Annotated in this window: 16 protein-coding genes and 1 pseudogene; 10 read left to right on the plus strand and 7 right to left on the minus strand. The window is 41.9% G+C overall.

Annotated elements, in window-relative coordinates; all coding sequences use genetic code 11:
- Positions 1-39 precede the first annotated feature (39 nt).
- The 3 genes from ACFSMW_RS18185 to ACFSMW_RS18195 all read left to right on the plus strand — a co-directional run bounded on the left by ACFSMW_RS18185 (position 40) and on the right by ACFSMW_RS18195 (position 4,063).
- Entirely contained in the window at positions 40-1,395 is a 1,356-nt protein-coding gene (locus tag ACFSMW_RS18185; RefSeq protein WP_390357728.1) for a purine-cytosine permease family protein, read from the plus strand.
- A 144-nt stretch (positions 1,396-1,539) separates the two neighbouring features.
- Positions 1,540-2,124, plus strand: a complete 585-nt coding sequence (locus ACFSMW_RS18190) for a TetR/AcrR family transcriptional regulator (RefSeq protein ID WP_390357729.1) — start codon at positions 1,540-1,542, stop codon at positions 2,122-2,124.
- An 859-nt stretch (positions 2,125-2,983) separates the two neighbouring features.
- Entirely contained in the window at positions 2,984-4,063 is a 1,080-nt protein-coding gene (locus ACFSMW_RS18195; protein WP_390357730.1) for an AI-2E family transporter, read from the plus strand.
- 434 nt (positions 4,064-4,497) lie between these two features.
- Here ACFSMW_RS18195 and ACFSMW_RS18200 read toward each other — a convergent pair whose 3' ends face one another.
- Entirely contained in the window at positions 4,498-6,030 is a 1,533-nt protein-coding gene (locus tag ACFSMW_RS18200) for a BCCT family transporter (RefSeq protein ID WP_390357731.1), read from the minus strand.
- A gap of 811 nt (positions 6,031-6,841) precedes the next feature.
- Between ACFSMW_RS18200 and ACFSMW_RS18205 the strand changes: the two genes are divergently transcribed.
- The 3 genes from ACFSMW_RS18205 (at position 6,842) to ACFSMW_RS18215 (ending at position 10,165) form a co-directional block, all read left to right on the plus strand.
- Positions 6,842-7,003, plus strand: coding sequence for a hypothetical protein (locus ACFSMW_RS18205; RefSeq protein WP_390357732.1), 162 nt, complete (start codon positions 6,842-6,844; stop codon positions 7,001-7,003).
- Positions 7,004-7,516: 513 nt separating this feature from the next.
- Positions 7,517-8,605 (plus strand): DUF917 domain-containing protein, encoded by a 1,089-nt coding sequence (locus ACFSMW_RS18210; RefSeq protein WP_390357733.1) that lies wholly within the window; start codon positions 7,517-7,519, stop codon positions 8,603-8,605.
- A gap of 3 nt (positions 8,606-8,608) precedes the next feature.
- Positions 8,609-10,165, plus strand: coding sequence for a hydantoinase/oxoprolinase N-terminal domain-containing protein (locus tag ACFSMW_RS18215; protein ID WP_390357787.1), 1,557 nt, complete (start codon positions 8,609-8,611; stop codon positions 10,163-10,165).
- Positions 10,166-10,269: 104 nt separating this feature from the next.
- Here the strand turns inward: ACFSMW_RS18215 and ACFSMW_RS18220 are convergent, their stop codons facing one another.
- Together ACFSMW_RS18220 and ACFSMW_RS18225 are read right to left on the minus strand one after the other, a co-directional pair.
- Positions 10,270-11,511, minus strand: a complete 1,242-nt coding sequence (locus ACFSMW_RS18220; RefSeq protein ID WP_390357734.1) for a CynX/NimT family MFS transporter — start codon at positions 11,509-11,511, stop codon at positions 10,270-10,272.
- 155 nt (positions 11,512-11,666) lie between these two features.
- Entirely contained in the window at positions 11,667-12,344 is a 678-nt protein-coding gene (locus ACFSMW_RS18225; RefSeq protein ID WP_390357788.1) for a FadR/GntR family transcriptional regulator, read from the minus strand.
- A 485-nt stretch (positions 12,345-12,829) separates the two neighbouring features.
- Between ACFSMW_RS18225 and ACFSMW_RS18230 the strand changes: the two genes are divergently transcribed.
- The 4 genes and pseudogenes from ACFSMW_RS18230 to ACFSMW_RS18245 all read left to right on the plus strand — a co-directional run bounded on the left by ACFSMW_RS18230 (position 12,830) and on the right by ACFSMW_RS18245 (position 15,103).
- Complete coding sequence (locus ACFSMW_RS18230) at positions 12,830-13,369, plus strand: GNAT family N-acetyltransferase (protein ID WP_390357735.1); 540 nt, start codon at positions 12,830-12,832, stop codon at positions 13,367-13,369.
- Positions 13,370-13,462: 93 nt separating this feature from the next.
- Complete coding sequence (locus ACFSMW_RS18235; RefSeq protein WP_390357789.1) at positions 13,463-13,972, plus strand: helicase; 510 nt, start codon at positions 13,463-13,465, stop codon at positions 13,970-13,972.
- A 104-nt stretch (positions 13,973-14,076) separates the two neighbouring features.
- Positions 14,077-14,668 (plus strand): annotated as a pseudogene (locus ACFSMW_RS18240) (LysE/ArgO family amino acid transporter).
- A 27-nt stretch (positions 14,669-14,695) separates the two neighbouring features.
- Positions 14,696-15,103: a VOC family protein gene (locus tag ACFSMW_RS18245; protein WP_390357736.1), complete on the plus strand. Its 408-nt coding sequence runs from the start codon at positions 14,696-14,698 to the stop codon at positions 15,101-15,103.
- Positions 15,104-15,201: 98 nt separating this feature from the next.
- Here ACFSMW_RS18245 and ACFSMW_RS18250 read toward each other — a convergent pair whose 3' ends face one another.
- Genes ACFSMW_RS18250 through ACFSMW_RS18265 form a run of 4 tightly spaced genes read right to left on the minus strand, consistent with a single transcriptional unit; the run spans position 15,202 to position 18,793 of the window.
- On the minus strand, positions 15,202-15,966 hold the full coding sequence (locus ACFSMW_RS18250) for an energy-coupling factor transporter transmembrane component T family protein (protein ID WP_390357737.1): 765 nt from the start codon (positions 15,964-15,966) through the stop codon (positions 15,202-15,204).
- A complete protein-coding gene (locus ACFSMW_RS18255; RefSeq protein WP_390357738.1) occupies positions 15,947-17,617 on the minus strand; it encodes an ABC transporter ATP-binding protein in 1,671 nt (556 codons plus the stop codon). The genes ACFSMW_RS18250 and ACFSMW_RS18255 overlap by 20 nt, the downstream gene beginning before the upstream one ends.
- Complete coding sequence (locus ACFSMW_RS18260) at positions 17,614-18,192, minus strand: ECF transporter S component (RefSeq protein WP_390357739.1); 579 nt, start codon at positions 18,190-18,192, stop codon at positions 17,614-17,616. Before ACFSMW_RS18260 ends, ACFSMW_RS18255 begins: the two co-directional genes overlap by 4 nt.
- Positions 18,173-18,793, minus strand: coding sequence for a YkoF family thiamine/hydroxymethylpyrimidine-binding protein (locus ACFSMW_RS18265; protein WP_390357740.1), 621 nt, complete (start codon positions 18,791-18,793; stop codon positions 18,173-18,175). Before ACFSMW_RS18265 ends, ACFSMW_RS18260 begins: the two co-directional genes overlap by 20 nt.
- Positions 18,794-18,834 lie beyond the last annotated feature (41 nt).

Here is an 18,834-nt window from a genome sequence, read left to right on the forward strand (position 1 = left end):
TTTTCTTATGTCATGAAATCTTTGAAATGGAGGGGAATTATGGAAGAGAAAGATACAGTCGCAGAAAAATTTGATGACTATGCATTGTCGCGCGTCCCGCAAAAGGAAAGAAAGCATTGGCTTGGTATTGCTACAATGCGTTTTGGGCAAATCTCAGCTTTGACACAATTTTTGCTGGGGGCGGCACTTGGTTTTGGAATGGACTTTTGGACAGCATTTTGGGCTCTTACTTTAGGGTCAGTCATTTTGGAGATAGTCTCTATATTGGTTGGTATTGCAGGGATGAAGGAAGGGATGAGCACGACGCTCCTTGTTCGATGGACAGGGTTTGGCAAGTTTGGCTCTATCCTATTAAGTTTCATTTTGGCTATTTCGATGATTGGCTGGTTTGGTATTCAGAACGAGGTATTTGCTCATGGATTACAAGAGTTGCTGGGCGGACCAATATGGGCCTGGGCTATTGCTACAGGACTATTGGTAACACTCATTGTCGTATTTGGCATATTTTCACTGGGAATAGCGGCATACATTACCGTGCCATTGTTTTTGATAGTGGTTTTATATTCGATAAGCAGTGTGCTTGGAGATCATTCTTTGAGTGAACTAATCCATATGCATGCACCAGGACCCTCGCTTTCCCTGGCAGCAGGAACAACCATGGTTGCAGGGGGCTTTATTGCCGGAGCGATTATTACACCGGATTTAAGCCGATACAATAAATCAGCAGCGGATGTTGTAAAGCAGTCTATCGTTGGTATAGCCTTAGGTGAATACTTGATTGGTTTAATTGGGGTTCTGTTGGCGCACGCAGCCCAATCCTCTGATGTCATCACGATTGTAATGGGTACGAGCGGCATTCTCGGAACCATAGTGCTGATCACGGCAACAATAAAAATAAATGATTTTAATCTATATGCACCTTCGTTGGCAATAGTGAACATCTTTGATTCATTATTTGGCAAACAGGTGAATCGAACAGTTGTCACGATTGTTATCGGAATTGTAGGAACCTTGCTCTCTATTATGGGGATTTTAGGTCAGTTTCAAGGGTTTTTAAGTCTACTCGGAATTGCTTTACCTCCTGTTGGTGGTATTTTGGTTGCAGAATATTTCCTGGTTAAACGGTATAAAAAGGCTTTTGATGAAACGAGGGAGCAAAATGTGCTTCCGAAAACATATGAAAAATGGAATCCTATTACGCTTGTGTCCTGGGCGGCAGCATTTTTGGTCGGTTTGCTGATTAATTGGGGAATTCCTTCTTTGAATTCATTGCTGACAAGTTTCATCTTGTACCTCATGATCAGTAAAATCGTTAATCGGCGCGGTATGGTCACATTTGATGAAATAGATACGTACCAGGATTTACAGATTAAGGATCAAAAAGTAATTAATTAGTCGCTGTACATTGGCTTCAGAATAATACCATGTCTGGCCGTTTCATGGTCGAGAGGCTGCTGCCAGGCTTATTATTCAGAAAATATTGACCAAATGAAGATTTATTGTTATTATTGCCTAACAAATATTAATTAGGTGATAAACGTGACTAAAAATAAATTGGTACAAGCAACCATTAAAAACTTTGCTGCTTATGGTTATCAAGGTGCGACAATGAGCAGGATTGCGAAAGACGTCGGGATAAAACCGGCATCCATTTATTATTTTTTTGCGAATAAGGAGGCGCTTTTTCAAGAAGCAGTCCATCTTATACTCTCCCATCATTTCTCCATGATGAAAAAGACTTTTGAACAATACAGAGAAGGGGAGGTTCATCAACTTTTTTCTGAGTTATTGCGCAGTATCGTGGCTTACCATACTGGCTATATGGATGAGACAAAAGCTTATATCACGATGGTCAACTCTCCCATCCCCAATATTAAGAAAGATGTCGGCGATTATTTGCAAGAGTATAATCAGTGGTTAGTAGAACAACTAATGCTGACCATCCAAGAAAAATATCCGGGGTTGGAGGAGCAGGCTGTCAACAGGCTGATAGAATACTTTATCTTTATTGGCAATGGATTGTTTTGGGCGGTGGTCATTTATGAAGCAGAGACGTTGCAAAATAATTTGGAAATGGCAATGGAGTTAATGGACCAATGTTTGTATCAAATAATGGGGGAGTGAAAAATGTCCCCCATTTAGCATATTTCCTTAGACAACGTATGGAATCATTTCACATGGAGGAAGTATACATTTTATATTGTAACTCAGCCTCCAATATAAAATGTATATAACAAAAGTAAGTTTCACTATATTGGAAATAACCCCCAAAACGTTCCTTAAAAAGTCCAGTCTTCACATATTAGAAGAATGACCAACGCGAATAGTGATGCCATCACCAATTGGCCATCACGTATAGCACAGCTTCTCGCCAGAGTGTACAACACCACTTGCAGTATGTACCATTCCCCTTAAGGTCGCCTTGAAGGAATTTCTCATTAGAATGCAGCAGAGCGGCAGTTATCTTTTATAAATCATACTGCAGCGGTTTTGGTGATACCACATTGGAGCACTGTTATTTTCGACTATCAACAAAAATTATTGTATCCTTATAAAAAACCTCCTAAGAATACGTGTTAGAAAGACCTGCGGTGATATGTCAAGAGAAAAATGATTGGATATTTGATTGTCGAGGTTCCGTTTGTTTAGACTAGTAAGTAAGTGGAAAATCCTGAGGGTCCTAAGACCATTATCTAGGAACATCACGAAACGTCCAATTGATTGACATATGATGCAGATGATAAACTCATTGATGAAAAATGCACAAACCGAGTTACTTGGAACGAAAGGCGGCGACTCCTGAAGGAAAAGCATGAGCCTTGAGACACACAGTGAACGTTTTTTCTGAGCGAGGAGGCTTAAGCCATGCCCACAGAAAAATCCGCTTGTAAGTGAAAGATAACGGAGATACAACAGCTTGTATATATCAGAATGGATAGGCTGAAAATCAATGCCTAAATATACTATACGAGGAGTATGGCATGTGACAAAAAAAGTATGGTTTCAAGCAGGTGTGGGGATCTTGCTTGTATTGGTTATCGTTAAATTTTTCATGGAAATCAAAGGCGTATTTGCTCCTTTTTTCATCATTGCTAAAACAATTCTTGTACCATTATTACTCGGTGTGGTGCTTTTTTATATCACTGAACCGATGCAGCGATTTTTGGAAAAAAGAAAAATGCCGCGTTGGGGAAGTATCTTAACCATTCTCCTCAGTGTGGTGGCGTTGGTATGGATTTTCGTTGCGATTGTTGGACCGCCAGTGATGAAGCAAGTGGACAACCTGGTAAAGAATGCGCCGTACTTTGCAAAGGAAACGCAGAATACTGTCGCGTATCTACTACAGCATCGGGATGCAGTTCCGCAGCAATTGGATGATGCGATAGAAAAAGCGATCAATTCAGTCCAAACTATTGCTGTCGTTTTCGGGAAACTGATTATTCAATTTTTCCAATCTGCTGTACAGACAGCGTTCATACTCATTCTTGTACCTTTTTTCTTCATTTACTTGCTGAAGGATCATGAGAAGCTGGCTCCGTTTATTCTTAAATTCTTTTCGGGAAAAAAGAAAACCTGGCTGCAGAAGACATTGCATGATATCAACACCGTGTTACGTTCTTACATACAAGGACAGCTGTTAATCAGTTTTCTTTTGGCTCTCATCATGTACATCGGCTATTTGATTATCGGGTTGGATTATGCATTGTTGCTCGTCATTTTTGCGTTTTTCATGAACGTTATTCCTTTCATCGGGCCCTGGATCGCTTTCACGCCGGCACTGATCATTGGGTTCTTGCAGGATCCGCAGCTGGCCATTTGGGTGAGTGTGGTGACATTGATTGCCCAACAAACCGATAGTAATTTCATTACGCCAAATGTCATGGGAAAAACATTGGATATTCATCCGTTGACGGTTATCACGCTTATCCTTGCTGCTGGAAACATCGCCGGTTTTCTTGGTATTTTGCTTGCTATTCCTGCTTATGCGGTTGGCAAAGCGATTGTCAGCAATATTTATGAGGTGCGCAGGGAAATCAAACGAACTGCTATGAAGGATGCGTAGTCATCCTTTTCCGAAGGCTGCATGATCGGTCATTTTTGACAAAGAGGGCATTGACTAAATGATTCAAAAAAGGCTGTCTGACAGTGTAGCAGACGATATGATAGCGATATTACAATAGAAATCGTTTCGGTTATCGAGCGAAAACGCATGTTCAAAGATACAAAAAGGGTGGGACAAAACCCCAGGAAATGTAAAAAGTTGAGCGGTACCATCTTGATATGGGACCGCCCAACTTTTTATCTAGCTTAGCAATTTCGTTGATTTGCACGCCAGACGACCGCTTTTTAGCGGAAGAAGCATCGTCATCCTGCTGTCGAAAGAAGAAGTTTATATCTTGAAGTCCAATGAAAATTAGAAAAAGAAATCAGTAGCTCATCATAAACAAGATGATACTACATGATTTCTTTTTCCATTTATAAGGTATGGCAACGCCATTAAAGCAAGTCTTTTTGTTCTTCATATAAATCTTTACATACCTTTGGTGCTGTCCAAAAAGTAGTTAATAACAGTAAGACCACAGGGACAGCAGTGACGACAATGAAGGATTGTAATGCATTGACGCTTCCTTCCCCAACTGAAACCAAGACGATGGCCACTAAGCCCATGACTAATGCATAAAAAGCTCTTAACCATCTTGGTGGGTGGCCATTTCCAGAAATGGCCATGGAAATTGTTAATGACATCGAATCTGTTGTTGTTAACACGAAAATAATTGTTGCCAGCAAAAACAAGAATCCAAATGCCATGCCAAATGGCAGATGCTCTGTGATTGCCATCATCGCTGCAGGGGGACCAGCTTCAGCCAATGCAGCAGAGACTGAGCCAGGAAGCTTTAATTCCTGGGAAATGCCTGTTCCACCTATGACAGTGAACCAAAAGGTCGTAATCACCGGTGCAATGATTGCCACGGTAATGACAAGTTCACGAATCGTCCGTCCTCGGGAAATTCTGCTTGCAAATACTGCCATCATAGGACCATACCCGACAAACCAGGCAAAGAAAAATACTGTCCATAAGCCCAGCCATGCTTCATCACCCCGATAAGTGTTGAATGAGATGAATTTATTCATATACAGGCCTAACGCTTCAAAATAATTGTTGAAGATGAATTGTGCAGGGCCGAGTAATAATACCCCAATAATTAAAGCAACCGCCAACACAACATTAAAACTGCTTAAAATTTGGATGCCTTTATGAATCCCTGTCACAGCAGAGATAGCTGCAGCAATGACTAATAGAATGATAATGGTGATATGAACTGTTAAAGTATTAGGTGTTCCTGTCAAAGAGCTTAATCCATAACCTGCTTGTAATCCCAAAAATCCGATCGGTCCAATTGTTCCAGCGGCAACAGCTATGATGGAAAATGAATCCACGATTGTACCGAATACACTTTTTTTCATGATCTTTTCGCCTAAGATCGGATACAATAATGCTCTTGGTTTCAGTGGCATTCCTTTATGATAATGCGCGTACATCAATACGATTGTTCCTAATGTTCCTAAAATTGCCCATGAGAGGAAGCCCCAATCGACAAAACTCATAGCCAATGCAGGTACTACTGCCTCTTGCGTACCGCCCTTTATTCCGGAAAAATGGGGCGGTACAGTTATAAAGTGGCTTAATGGCTCGGCAGCTGCCCAAAATACGCCTCCGCCAGCCAGTAATGTACACATGATAATGGAGATCCATTTAAAAGTGCTCATTTCAGGTTTATCTATGTTCCCTAAGCGAATTTTTCCAAATTTGGAAAACGCTAATACCAGCGCAATGATAAATGTTCCTAGTAAAGTGATTTGATAAATAATACCAAAATAAGTAGCAGATAATCCAAATAAATAATCAACTGTATTCGCAACAAAATCGGCATTAATTAATGCAACGATCACAAATAGCAACAGTACACTCCCACTTAAAATAAATGAGGGTAAATCCAAAGAAGCTTTGTTTCTTTTTGAACTTTCCATTATTTCTTTTCCTCCAATTTTTTGGTGATGGGGAATGAATCCCACAATCCTAACTTCTCATCTAGTAAGATAACCCTTCAGTTATCCCTAAAATTCCATCGGGATTTCCATGACAACAAAAAAGGAATGATACTTCAGCACCCGAAGCACCATCCCAATACTAGTTACACATCCTAAACCAGATTGTTGTGTTTGTAAACCAATCTGAGATATGATCTATTGTTGTCATTTTTCTTATAATAATAAAAAATAGCCACCACATATGAATAAGCTAGTGTTTTAATCTGGAGTGTCTGGAATATTTTATATATGTTTCGAATAGTATGTCTATTTCTGATTCGGTATTATTGACGTAAAAAATAAATAAATCGTTGACTTTTAATTCCGAAAATAATATACTTTATGAGTAAACAAAATTGAAATTTGAAGGAGGTCGTTACCATGGAAAACAAAAACATATTTACTTCAGGCAATTTCATATTTCCGGTGACCTCTGACAATCATAGACATGTTTAATCTGCTTATTGAATTGTTTTGCGATGATGAAGGTCACAATTGTTTGTGACCTTTTTTATTTGTAAATGACAGGTTTATTTATGTACTTTACAAAAAGCATGCGTCATAGACGTATGCTTTTTTGCGTGCTCATTTTGTATTGGTAAGGGCATATAAAACCTGTTGAAGCCGGCAAAACAATTCAAACAGCAGAACAAACGAAATGATGGTCAAAGGTCGGTACCAAAAATTAATTTGTTCATAAGCTTTGAGAGTGTGCTTGTAGAAAGCGAAATCGTACGAGGAGGACAAATGTTTGGATTTTAACGAATACGCGTTTGAATATGAGTATAAAGAAAAAATGAGGCAGCTGGAAGCATTTTTGGAAGCTGAAGCGATGAAGAAGAATCGACATAAAGGTTTATCGAAAAAAAGAAAAGTATTTCGTTTGTTTTTTAACAGAAAAAAAACGAATTAATATCGGAACGCAGACCATTGCAAAGGAAATTGGCATTTTTACTTGTGAGTAAGGAAAGTATACAATTTTACGTTCTATTTTTTCCTTGGCAGAGGCAGCCATGTCTGATTCCAGCGCCCAGCCACTAGGGGCGATTAATCGTAATTCCAGAAAGCTCATCAGTTTGTCTGTTATGCGCTTTTCTTAGTAAACACTGCTTAACAGAATGGTTATTAAGCAGTGTTTACTTACATAACTCGTAATAGTTCATAGAAAAATACTGTTCAGAAAATATTGACTCACCGAAAATTTGGTGTTATCATTACCTAACAACTATTAGTTAGGCTAGAATACATGGCACAGACCAATTTATTTCACCATTTATGAAGAACTTCGCATCTTGAATAAAAATGTATTGCTAAAGGTACATGTGGTCAAGCGAGTATTTTATCAAACAGAAAATAGGAAATATCCGTTACCTGTTTTCTGAATTATTGAATATATTATGTTCTAATGTCCGAGGAGGAATGACCGATGAGGTTGATTGGCAAAGAAGAGGTAGAAAATATAGCAATTGGCGCTGCATTACTGGGAACAGGGGGCGGCGGTGATCCATACATCGGAAAAATGATGGCATTGCAAGCAATTGAAGAATTCGGTCCAATTAAATTATTGGATATAACGGAATTAGAGGACGACGATGTGATTGTCCCTTCGGCTATGATGGGTGCCCCAACAGTAATGGTTGAAAAAATCCCGAGTGGGGAAGAAGCCCTTGTTTCATTCCAAGAACTTGAGAAAGTATTGCAAAAGAAAATCAAAGCGACGATGCCAATCGAGGCAGGTGGCGTAAACTCTCTATTGCCGTTAGCATTAGCTGCGAGTATTGGTTTGCCTGTGGTAGATGGAGATGGCATGGGCAGAGCTTTTCCAGAGCTGCAAATGGTTACTTTTTACTTAAATGATGTCAGTACGACACCGATGGTATTGGCTGACGAAAAAGGCAACAGTATGGTGTTGAATACAGTTAACGGTGTTTGGGCAGAAAAAATCGCCCGCTCAGCGACAATGGTCATGGGCGGATCAGTCATGAATGCTATTTACCCGATGACTGGGAAACAAGTAAAGGATTCGTCTGTCTATCGAACGCTAACATTAGAAGAAAAAATTGGAAGAATCATTAAGGAAGCAAAAGCGAACAAACAAAATCCTATTCATGCGGTGTTGGACTTGCTTGGTGGATACCAATTGTTTACAGGCAAAATAACGGATATTGATCGTAGAACAGACGGTGGTTTCGTTCGAGGCACTGCAACCATTGAAGGCTTGGGCGAAGATAAGGGCCAACATTGCTATCTTGAATTCCAAAATGAGAACCTTCTGGCCAGGACGGATTCACAGGTGCTGTGTATGACACCGGATTTAATCACCATGCTCGACACAGAGACTGCGCTGCCAATTACGACAGAAGGTTTAAGATATGGGGCAAGAGGAACTGTAATCGGCATTCCTTCAGATGAAAAGTGGCGCACGCAAAGAGGAATCGAAGTGGCTGGTCCGCGCTATTTTGGATACGAACATGATTTTACACCAGTGGAAGAATTGCAGAAGGGGAGGGCATAAATGATGAAATACCGTTTGGGAATTGATGTAGGTGGAACAAATACGGATGGCGTGCTGCTGGATAGGAATATGCAAGTAGTCCATGCGTTGAAAACACCAACAACACTTGATGTGGAGACGGGAATTTATAATACCATCCAAAAACTGGTAGAAGAGAGCCACGTCGAAGTTACAGATATTGAATTCGCAATGCTTGGCACGACGCAATGCACGAATGCGATTGTTGAAAGGAAAAACCTGAATAAAGTTGCAGTGATTCGTATCGGTGCCCCGGCTGGTATGGCAATCAAACCTTTGACAGGCGTACCAGATGATATCAAATCGATTTTGAATAACCATACGTACATGATAGCAGGTGGTCATGAGTTCAATGGAGATGAAATCGGACCGCTGGATGAGAAAAAAATACGCACGATTGCTGAAGATCTACGCGACCAAGTAGACTCCATAGCCATTACGTCGATTTTCTCCCCAGTGAATAAAAACCATGAAAACAGAACGGAGGAAATCCTTCGGGAAATCATGGGAGAAGATGTTGCAACCTCCCTATCCAGTGAAGTAGGAAGTATTGGATTACTGGAAAGAGAGAATGCGACCATCCTGAATGCTTCTATTATTGATGTTGCTAAAAGAACTGCGGAAGGATTTGAAAAAGCGTTGCAAAGCAATGGTATTGATGCCAAAGTGTTCTTCTGTCAAAATGATGGCACATTGATGTCGAAAGCATATACATTGAAATACCCAATACTTACGGTCGCCTGCGGACCAACAAACAGCCTGCGGGGCGCTTCATTTTTAACGAATAATAAAGACGCGGTGATTGTGGACGTGGGCGGCACAACTACCGATATCGGTGTACTTGTTAAAGGATTTCCGCGCCAGTCTTCCATTGCGGTGGAATTGGGCGGTGTGCGTACCAATTTCCGTATGCCTGACATTAATTCAATCGGTCTTGGTGGTGGAACCATTATCCGCATAGACGGGGACTGTTTCACTGTAGGACCAGATAGTGTCGGCCACCGTCTGCACGAAGAGGCATTAATATTTGGCGGAGAGACATTGACTGCGACAGATGTAGTCGTGGGACTTGGGAAGGCACAGTTGGGTAATCCGGAAAAAGTCAGCCATTTGGATAAAGATTTGCTGCAGGCTATATACAACCAAATGGTGAATATGGTGGAAGAAGCGATTGACAAAATAAAAACAAGTGCTGCAGAAACGCCGGTAGTTTTGGTGGGTGGCGGAAGTATATTATTGCCAGATCAAATTAAAGGGGCTTCCGATGTACGTCATCCCGAAAATGGGGGGGTTGCAAACGCAATTGGTTCAGCAATATCGCAAATCAGCGGCGAAATTGAAAAAATTTACGCACTGAGTAAGGATAACCGGCAAGAAATACTGGATGGGGCAAAGCAGTTAGCCATCGAGGAAACTGTTGCTGCAGGAGCGGACCGTGAAAAAGTAGAAATCGTCGACATGGAAAGTGTGCCGTTGGCGTATTTACCAGGAGATGCTACACGAGTGAAAGTGAAAGCTGCAGGCGATTTGGCACTGGCTTAAAAAACGGATACCAGCTATTTAAATGGCTGGCATCCGTTTTTTTTGTGGTTTTTTGTTAGCTTTATTCGGATTGCATTTTCCAAAACGATTGTAGCACTTCTGTTTTAACTGGCATGTTCATCAGATACTGGTTCATGAACGGTGGAAATAACTCTCTTTTTACCTGCTTCGTAACCTGAGAGGAGCATGACTGCCGATACGACGAGTAACAATACTAATGACATTGTCCATCCGCCAGTCCAGTCATGCAGTGCCCCCAGTAGAACAGGACCGACAGCAGCTAACAAATATCCCAGGGATTGGGCCATCCCTGACATTTCCGCGGCCTGTTGGCCATCGGAAGTGCGGAGCGTGAAGAACATCATTGACAAACTGAATGCACTGCCCCCTGCAATACCAATGAGAATGACAGCGACGAATAGCAATGGTTTGATCCCTGCCATCAATAAGCTCACACCTATGATGAAAAATATCGCAGTGATGAGGGATAGGGTCTTCTGGCTTTCCATTCTCTCAGCGATAACCGGTACAATGAAAGTTATTGGAATAAGCGAGAACTGCATGAGAAACAGCATCCAACCGGCAGCATTGGAGCTGAACCCTTGGGATTGAAGTATTGCAGGCAGCCAAGTGATCAGCGTATAGAACATTAAAGATTGTAATCCCATGAATAAAGTGATGTGCCAGGCCAATGAGGACCGCAAAAGGCTGGTTTTACCCTGCACTGGTGTGCTGGTTGTCTTTACAGGATTTTCGGGTTTTCTCAGCTGTGGGATCCAAACCAATAGGGAAAGAAAAGTAAGTGCGGCCCAAATAACCAGAGAACCTTGCCATCCCCAGCCTTGAATAGAAGAAATAGGGACACTTAAACCTGATCCTAAGGCACCGAAAATATTCATGAATATGGCGTACATTCCTGTCATTATTCCAATTTTCAAAGGGAAGTTCATTTTAATGAAGCCTGGTAATAATACATTTCCCATGGCTATTGCAATACCAATAATAACTGTTCCTCCAAACAAGGCAGCTGTGCCAAAAGAGGAGCGAAGCACGATCCCTGCTATCAATACAACTAATGCAAAGAAGATGGTCCATTCCATCCCGATTTTTTTCGCAATTTTTGGAGCGAAGGGGGAAAGCAACGCAAATGCAAGCAAAGGTAAGGTGGTAATCGAACCGGCTAATGTGTTGCTTATATCTAAATCATCACGTATCGCAGCGATGAGTGCGCCAACTGACGTGAGCGGTGCCCGCAAATTGGTAGCAATAAGGATAATCCCTGTTATAAACAGCCATTTGGCACCTTTTCTTGTTGTTTCTTTCAATGGTGTAGATGCATTTTCCACTATAATACCTCCTAAAAAATCTACATAATAAACAAATGAATGCGTTGAAGCGTACAATATTCATGTTTTTCTTCTGTGCACGCCTGACACACTTGAATTGATCAATTATTCACAAGGTGTATCGCTTAAGTAATCGCAACGAATCAAGTTAACGCTCATTGCAAATTATTTTTAAAGTGCTCAATATATTCATTAACATATTTGACAGCATTCTGAGGATCCTGCAAGCGGATAGCCTCTAATAATTCACTATGTATTTCTTTGTCATAGTCGAATTCGGCATCAGCTGCCATCATGTTTTGAATGGATGAATATAATGAATCTGTCATATGATCGTATAAATCCAGAAGCAACTGGTTATGAGCTGCTTTGACCATTGATTTGTGAAAGGCGATATCAGCCTTGATAAATACCTCTATTTCTTTTTGTTCAGCGGCGTTTCGGCATTCAGTAATAAAAGATTGCATTGCCGCCACTTCTTTGTCCGTCCTGCGTAAAGCCGCTAATTGTGCTGCTTCTCTTTCCAATGCCAAGCGGACTTCTAATGTTTCAATCAGATCAGAATGTTTCACACGCCGTTCTACTGCGGCTCCCAGCATACTGGAAGAGCGCACTGTCGTCCCGCTGCCTTGTTTTGTTTCTAATAAACCCGCATGTACTAACGCGCGAATTGCTTCGCGCAGTGTGTTGCGGCTGACTCCGAATTCTTCCATCAGTTCCATCTCAGGTGGAAGCTTCTTGCCAATGGACCAATGGCCGCTTTCGATCAGATCCTCCATTTGCGCAGCAACTTGCTCGACCAAAGAGATACGATTAGTCTTCTGTAACATGATCCACACTCCAAGAATTTGTAGGATGATTGGTACATAGGATATATTAGCATGCTTATCCGCTTATGTAAATGAGAATTATTTTCAATCCGGCAAAAAAAGAGTGGTTATGAGCGGTAAACGTAAATTGAAAGCCGGTACCAATCTATAATTTCATTAATAAACAATATTTATCCTAAAGATGTTATAATAATTTCACTAATTTGATTTTTATTGCATACGAGAAAAAGTGGTTCGTAGGGTGAGATGGGATGAACCACTGGGTTAGATCGAAATGTGAGAAAATAGTGGTTCATAAGCCCGATGACCCACCGAATTAGGCTGGAAAGCAAGAAGAAAGTGGTTCATCATCGAAATGACCCACAGAAGTAGGAGCAAAAAAACAAGGAAATAGGTTCATCACGAGCAAAGTGAACGACCGAATTATCTTATAACAGCGGATTCCCTAAAATAGAGAAACAAATTATTTAAAAGGGGGGAAGAATCAGATGAAGGATGCTATTGTGCTGCATGAAATAGATATTAATAACGCTGAGGATTTATTGTTTGTAAGCAAGTCGGCACAGCTATTACAAGGCCTTGTCTCAGATGGTGCAGCAATTGGATGGGTTGATCCACCCTCCACCAAAGAGATTGCTGACTTACTTCAGGAATTGGCCGTGGAAAGTAAAAATAATAATGCGTGTGTCATTGCAATTTGGGTAGGGAAACATCTTGCTGGGATTGGGTATTGGAGACGTTATAGCCGGCCGACTCACCATCCTCACGCCGACATAGAAAAGGTTGCGATTGACCTGAAATATCAAGGTCGTGGGTTGGGGCGCCGACTCATGAAGCAGTTGATTTCCACTGCCGCCGATGTTGGGATTGAGGTGTTGACTCTTGATATCCGCGGGGATAATAATCGGGCTGCCAAACTGTACGAATCGCTGGGATTCACTCTATACGGTCGTTTGCCAAATTTTGTAGCTGTAGGTACTGCCCGATTCGACACCATCCTCTATGCGCTTGATTTACGTTTGTGCTAATTGTAAATAACAGTATAAGTATACAAAACCCATCGTAAGGAGGGAAGTCAAGTGAGTGTTGAAAAAGTTAAAATATACCCCGACTGCCCAACCATGAATAGAACGATAGCGGTTGGTGGTCTGACGAAATCGCAGCTGCTTCAGAAATTACAACAGCATTCTATTTTGATGAACAAGTATGGAGAGAGGTTATTTGATGACGAACATTTCGTCGTGTCGGATACGGTGTACAGTGTGAAGGCTGTTGCGCTCAAAGTTCGTGATCTTGGTTTTTCGGAAGGAGCGACCATCCCCCAACTTTTTAAAAAGGCGTCCCAGGTTGGGTTAAAATTATGCCCGCTTGAGCTTGGCCCGCACCTGAGATTGGAGTATGTGGATCAGCCGGAAGGTCATTTAGGGAAGCCTTCCTGGCGGCATCGAGCTCCTTATGGCTCCCTCACAATTGCATCGAAGATATTATCAGATGATGTTCACTTTCCGAAGGGATTTTATCTGAGACGAATCGATGGCGTACTATGGCTTCGGGGATACATTGCTGATCACTTGCATGTCTTGCAGCCTGATGATCATTTTGTCTTCTGTCAAAACAATGTCTTGATTTAAACACGTTGCTTTCAACCAGTGGTACGGATACATAAAAAGAACGCTACTCTAAAATAAAAACCGCTGCAAAAACAAAAAGAAAGAATATCACTACAGGAGGTTAGATGGTGCTGGAAGCATTTTTTCATGGCGTTATATTAGCCTTTGGCCTTAGCCTTATTTTGCCTTTAGGACCACAAAATGTATTTGTGTTTAATCAAGGTGCATCACAGCCGGGATTCCGAAAGGCTCTTCCTGTCATCTTCACAGCCGGTTTTTGTGATACAATTCTTATCACTTGCCTGGCCTCAAACTATCATTTACGGCATCGGTTTTATTTTCCTGGTTTACATGGGTTGGTCCATCTGGCGGACTGTTTTCGCGAAAGATGAAGCAATGCAAAATAGGATGTCTGCCAGACAGCAAATAACATTCGCTCTGTCCGTTTCCTTATTCAATCCACATGCTATATTAGACACGATTGGTGTAATTGGAACCAATTCGGTCAGCTATACGGGGGTGGATAAACTGATATTCGCAGTATCCTGTATGGTTGTTTCGTGGACATGGTTTTTCAGTTTGGCGATAGCCGGCAGGGTGCAGGGCAGGGTAGATACAACCGGTAAATGGACTGGCAGGCTAAATAAATTATCCGCTTTGATTATTTGGTTGGCCGCTATTTTCATTGGAAAGGAATTTTTCGCTTCTTTATCTTAACGGGTCAGATTATAAGGGGGAGATATCTTGAGCAAAGGGTTACTTCATCATATGGAGATATACGTTTCAGATTTAAAAAGGTCGGCAGATTTTTGGGGATGGTTTCTTGAAGACCTTGGATACAGCGTTTTTCAGAAATGGAAGGGTGGACAAAGCTGGAAGTTAGGAGATACGTACATTGTCTTTGTACAAGCGGAAGAAAGGTTTCTGGACGTTCCCTATCATAGATGCCGAGTGGGCTTAAATCATGTAGCATTTCAAGCAGATTCCCGTAAACACGTGGATGATATGACGAATAAATTGAAAAATAAAGGGATTACGTTGCTATATGCAAAGCAGCATCCATTTGCTGGCGGTGGTGACCACTATGCTGTTTACTTTGAAGATCCGGACAGAATAAAAGTGGAACTTGTTGCACCTGAACGTTTCTCCTAAAGACTGTGGCTACGCAAATAATTAAAATAAATGCTGATCGCGGCCCCAGTATGGCCTGACTCCTCCTTTTTTAGCGAGGAATCAGGCTTTTTTATTTTTTACCAGGTAAAATAGCCGAGCCGCCAAGATAAAAATGCAGAGACAACAAACAGTGCCGGTATAAGCAAAGATAGCAGCCAATCTGTCGTGCTAACATGAAAAGTCCTGTAAAAGGTTCTATTTTTACTTCCGGTAAATCCCTTTGACTCCATGGCAATGGCAGTTCTTTCGGCTTTACGGATGGCACTTGCCAACAGGGGAATAGCCAGACGCTTATATTGCAGCCATTTTCCCCGCAGCGAACGGTCTTGATTGACTCCACGGATACGCTGAGCTACATGGATGACTTTCAACTCATCCTTCATCATCGGCAAAATGCGGCAGCCTGCTAATACGCCGTAAGCAATTTTGGGAGATAATTTGCACTGCTGCATCAAGCTTAAAATAAAATGGATAATATTGGTTGTGAAAATAAATAGCAGCGATAAAGCTGCGATACTTAAAATTCTTAAGGCCAACGCACAAGCTGTTTGAAAGGATTCTTTGGAAAACTGTAAGCCGAATAAACGAACCACTTCACTGGGGTTTTCCGGCCCCTTTGCAAACATGATTGTGGTCCAAAGCATACCGAATGCAAAGAGAGTGAACGGCAAAAAGAATAGCAGATATTTTTTCCATGAAATGTTTCCGCCAACGAAAGTCAGCAGGATCGTGCTTAACAAGAAAAATAATGGTGTATACGGATCAAAAATGAAAGCCAGCATAAAAATAGTGATGATGATCGTTAATGCTTTGATACTTGGATTAAGACGATGTAGGAACATAGTCGTATTTCCTTTCCTGGAGCTGCTGTAATTTCAGAGAGACAGGCGTGCTTAAGTGCCACTCCTGTAAATTGCCTGCATATTTCTTCCACAATGTATCTGGCGTGCAATCGGCAGCAATTTTTCCATCCTGCATTACGATCACTCTTGTGGCATATTGCGCAACAAGCTCCATATCATGTGTAATCATCACGATAGCAGTGTTTTCCAGATACCTTTCATATAAAAGCCTCATTAATTCTTGATTGGAATGTGCGTCCTGACCAAATGTCGGCTCATCTAAAATCAGCATTCGCTGATCATCCACCAGCATGGTTGCAACGCTCAGTCTCCTTTTTTGTCCTTGGCTCAGCCGGAAGGGATGTTCATTTTGATAAGCAGATAAGCCACAGATATCCAACATGGTGCGCACTTTTTTTACGATCTCCGTTTCTTGAAGTTCCCTTAGACGCAGACTAAAAGCCACTTCTTCAAAAACAGTTGCAGCGATGAACTGGTGTTCAGGATTTTGAAAAACATAGCCGATATGTTCCCGAAGATTTGTTGTTTTCCAGTTTTTTAACGCTTTTCCCCCAACGAATATTTCGCCTGATGATGGTTTCTGGATACCAGCAATGATCCGGGAAAGTGAGGTTTTTCCACTGCCATTGGCTCCGATGACAGCGATAAACTCCCCCTCACGTATAGATAGGGAAGCATGCTGGACAATCTGTTTTTGTTTAACAGACCAGGATAGATCCTTCGCTGAAAGAAGGACTTCCGATGCCATATGGTGTTGTACCATATTAATTTCCGGCAATGGCAGCTGAATGGGAGCTGCCTGTGCTGCAAAATCCTCCAGTGTGAAGGGGAGGCAATCCAAATGTTCTTGAGCATGCTGGATGAAATATTGTGTTATCTTTGGCAGCCAGATACCTTCTTCCTTTAATTGTCGATGGTGTGTCAGGACTGCATCCTTCAGATTGCCATCAAAGAAGATAGTTCCTGATTTATTTAACAGCACACATCGGGAAGCGATATCTGTCCAGCCATCGAGGTGATGTTCAATGACGATAAGGGAACAATTCGTTTTCTGTTGTAATTTTTTAATGATCTGAAGCACTTCATTGGTTGCGACTGGGTCTAGATTGGCAGTCGGTTCATCAAGTACTAGCAGGGCAGGTTCCATTGCCAGAATACAAGCCAATGCAAGTTTTTGCTTTTGGCCGCCGGATAAGCTTGCGATCGTAGATGTTTTGTAAGCTGACATGTCCACAAGTGCTAAGGCATGATCTATTTTTTGACCGATTTCTGCTGGAGGTGTGCCGATGTTTTCCAATCCAAATGCAATCTCATCATCAACTTGCATCATGCAAAATTGTGTTTCTGGATCTTGGAAAACGACACCGACCAATTGAGAAAGCTCGCCAGGAAAGAAAGCTGCTGCGTGTTTTCCGTCAAATAGAATTTCACCAGCCATTTGACCGTCCAACTCTCTTGGGAATAGACCGTTCAAACATAGTGTCAAAGTACTTTTTCCAGAGCCGCTCGGCCCAAGCAGAAGCAGCGTTTCGCCATGTGCCACCTCAAAGCTTATGTTGGATAATGTCTTATGATTTGTGTGATTTTCAAACTGCAACTGGAGCTGGTTAATCTTTACTAATGGGTTCATGCTGCATTTTTCCTCCGATATACTTTTCCTAAAGCGAAACTGTCCAGTACGCCGGTTTTAGCCAAATTGTCACTGATAGCTTTACCGATCAAGCCGGCAATCAACGCGCCGCTGATCATGCGGGTAGCCAGCATAGCCATGACATACCCTGTTTCAAGGACAGCATATCCGCTGACAAAGTAACCGTAGACAAAACTGGTCAGGGCGGAGCCGACTCCGGCGGACATTAATACCCATATGTTATAGCTGCGCCATCTCGTGATGGCGAAAGCTGCCTCTGCACCGATGCCTTGGACCATGCCAGTAATGATTAACATCGGTCCGGTTGCATTACCTATCAGCATTTCGACCATGGCTGCAATCGTTTCTGATAAAAAAGCAGCGCCGGGTTTTCGAATGATATAAGCCGCTATGGTGGAAACAATGAACCAAATACCAAAAATGAAGTCATAGCCAATGGGCCCGAAAAAACCTACCAATAACTTCCCTAAAGGTAAAAAGGCAAGATAAACAACTGCGAAAACAACAGACAATGCAGCCATGACGACAATTTCTTTAAAGCGCCATTGTTTCATCTGCGGACCCCCCTTTTAAAGATGGGCTGTTGGCTGAAATAGTCACTGTCATGACAGTATGGCTGGACCCCGATGCAACTGTCTGGTTGAAAACTTTTTCCAGACCATCAAATATGTGTAAAGCACTCCCCCTCAGATATGTAGAGTAATGAGCAGGAGATACATGGACGTATGCTTTCATCGCGTCAATCTGCTTATAAATCATGTCCATATAATGCACCCCTCCAAGTGGATACAAGGAAAATTTGGCAGATACCTCTTGCTGGATATTTTGAATGGCTTGCAAGTTTGCAGGTTCATCATCTTCAGCAAGGTAAACATCCCCGGCAGCATCCCCCGGGCAGCCGATAGAGTAGGTTGCCTGATAAGCGATATGTTCGCCTGTTTGTGCCGCGATTATGAAAATGGCTTTGGATACATCAAATACGTGAACTGCTTTGCCGCGGATGGTGGTCGTCACATCGTCCGTTCGCATCCACACTTTTGTGGAATCCACCTTCTCAAGTGTTCCTAAAATGATATCGATAAATTGGTTGCACATCGGGTGTAATGAAAAACTTACTCCCACGATTTCGCCGGAATGACATGCTTCGTTTGACATATTATATACCTCCTGTTTTTTGCAGAAGAGAACTGTACACG

This window comes from Tigheibacillus halophilus (assembly GCF_042683165.1).
Taxonomy (GTDB): domain Bacteria; phylum Bacillota; class Bacilli; order Bacillales; family Amphibacillaceae; genus Tigheibacillus; species Tigheibacillus halophilus.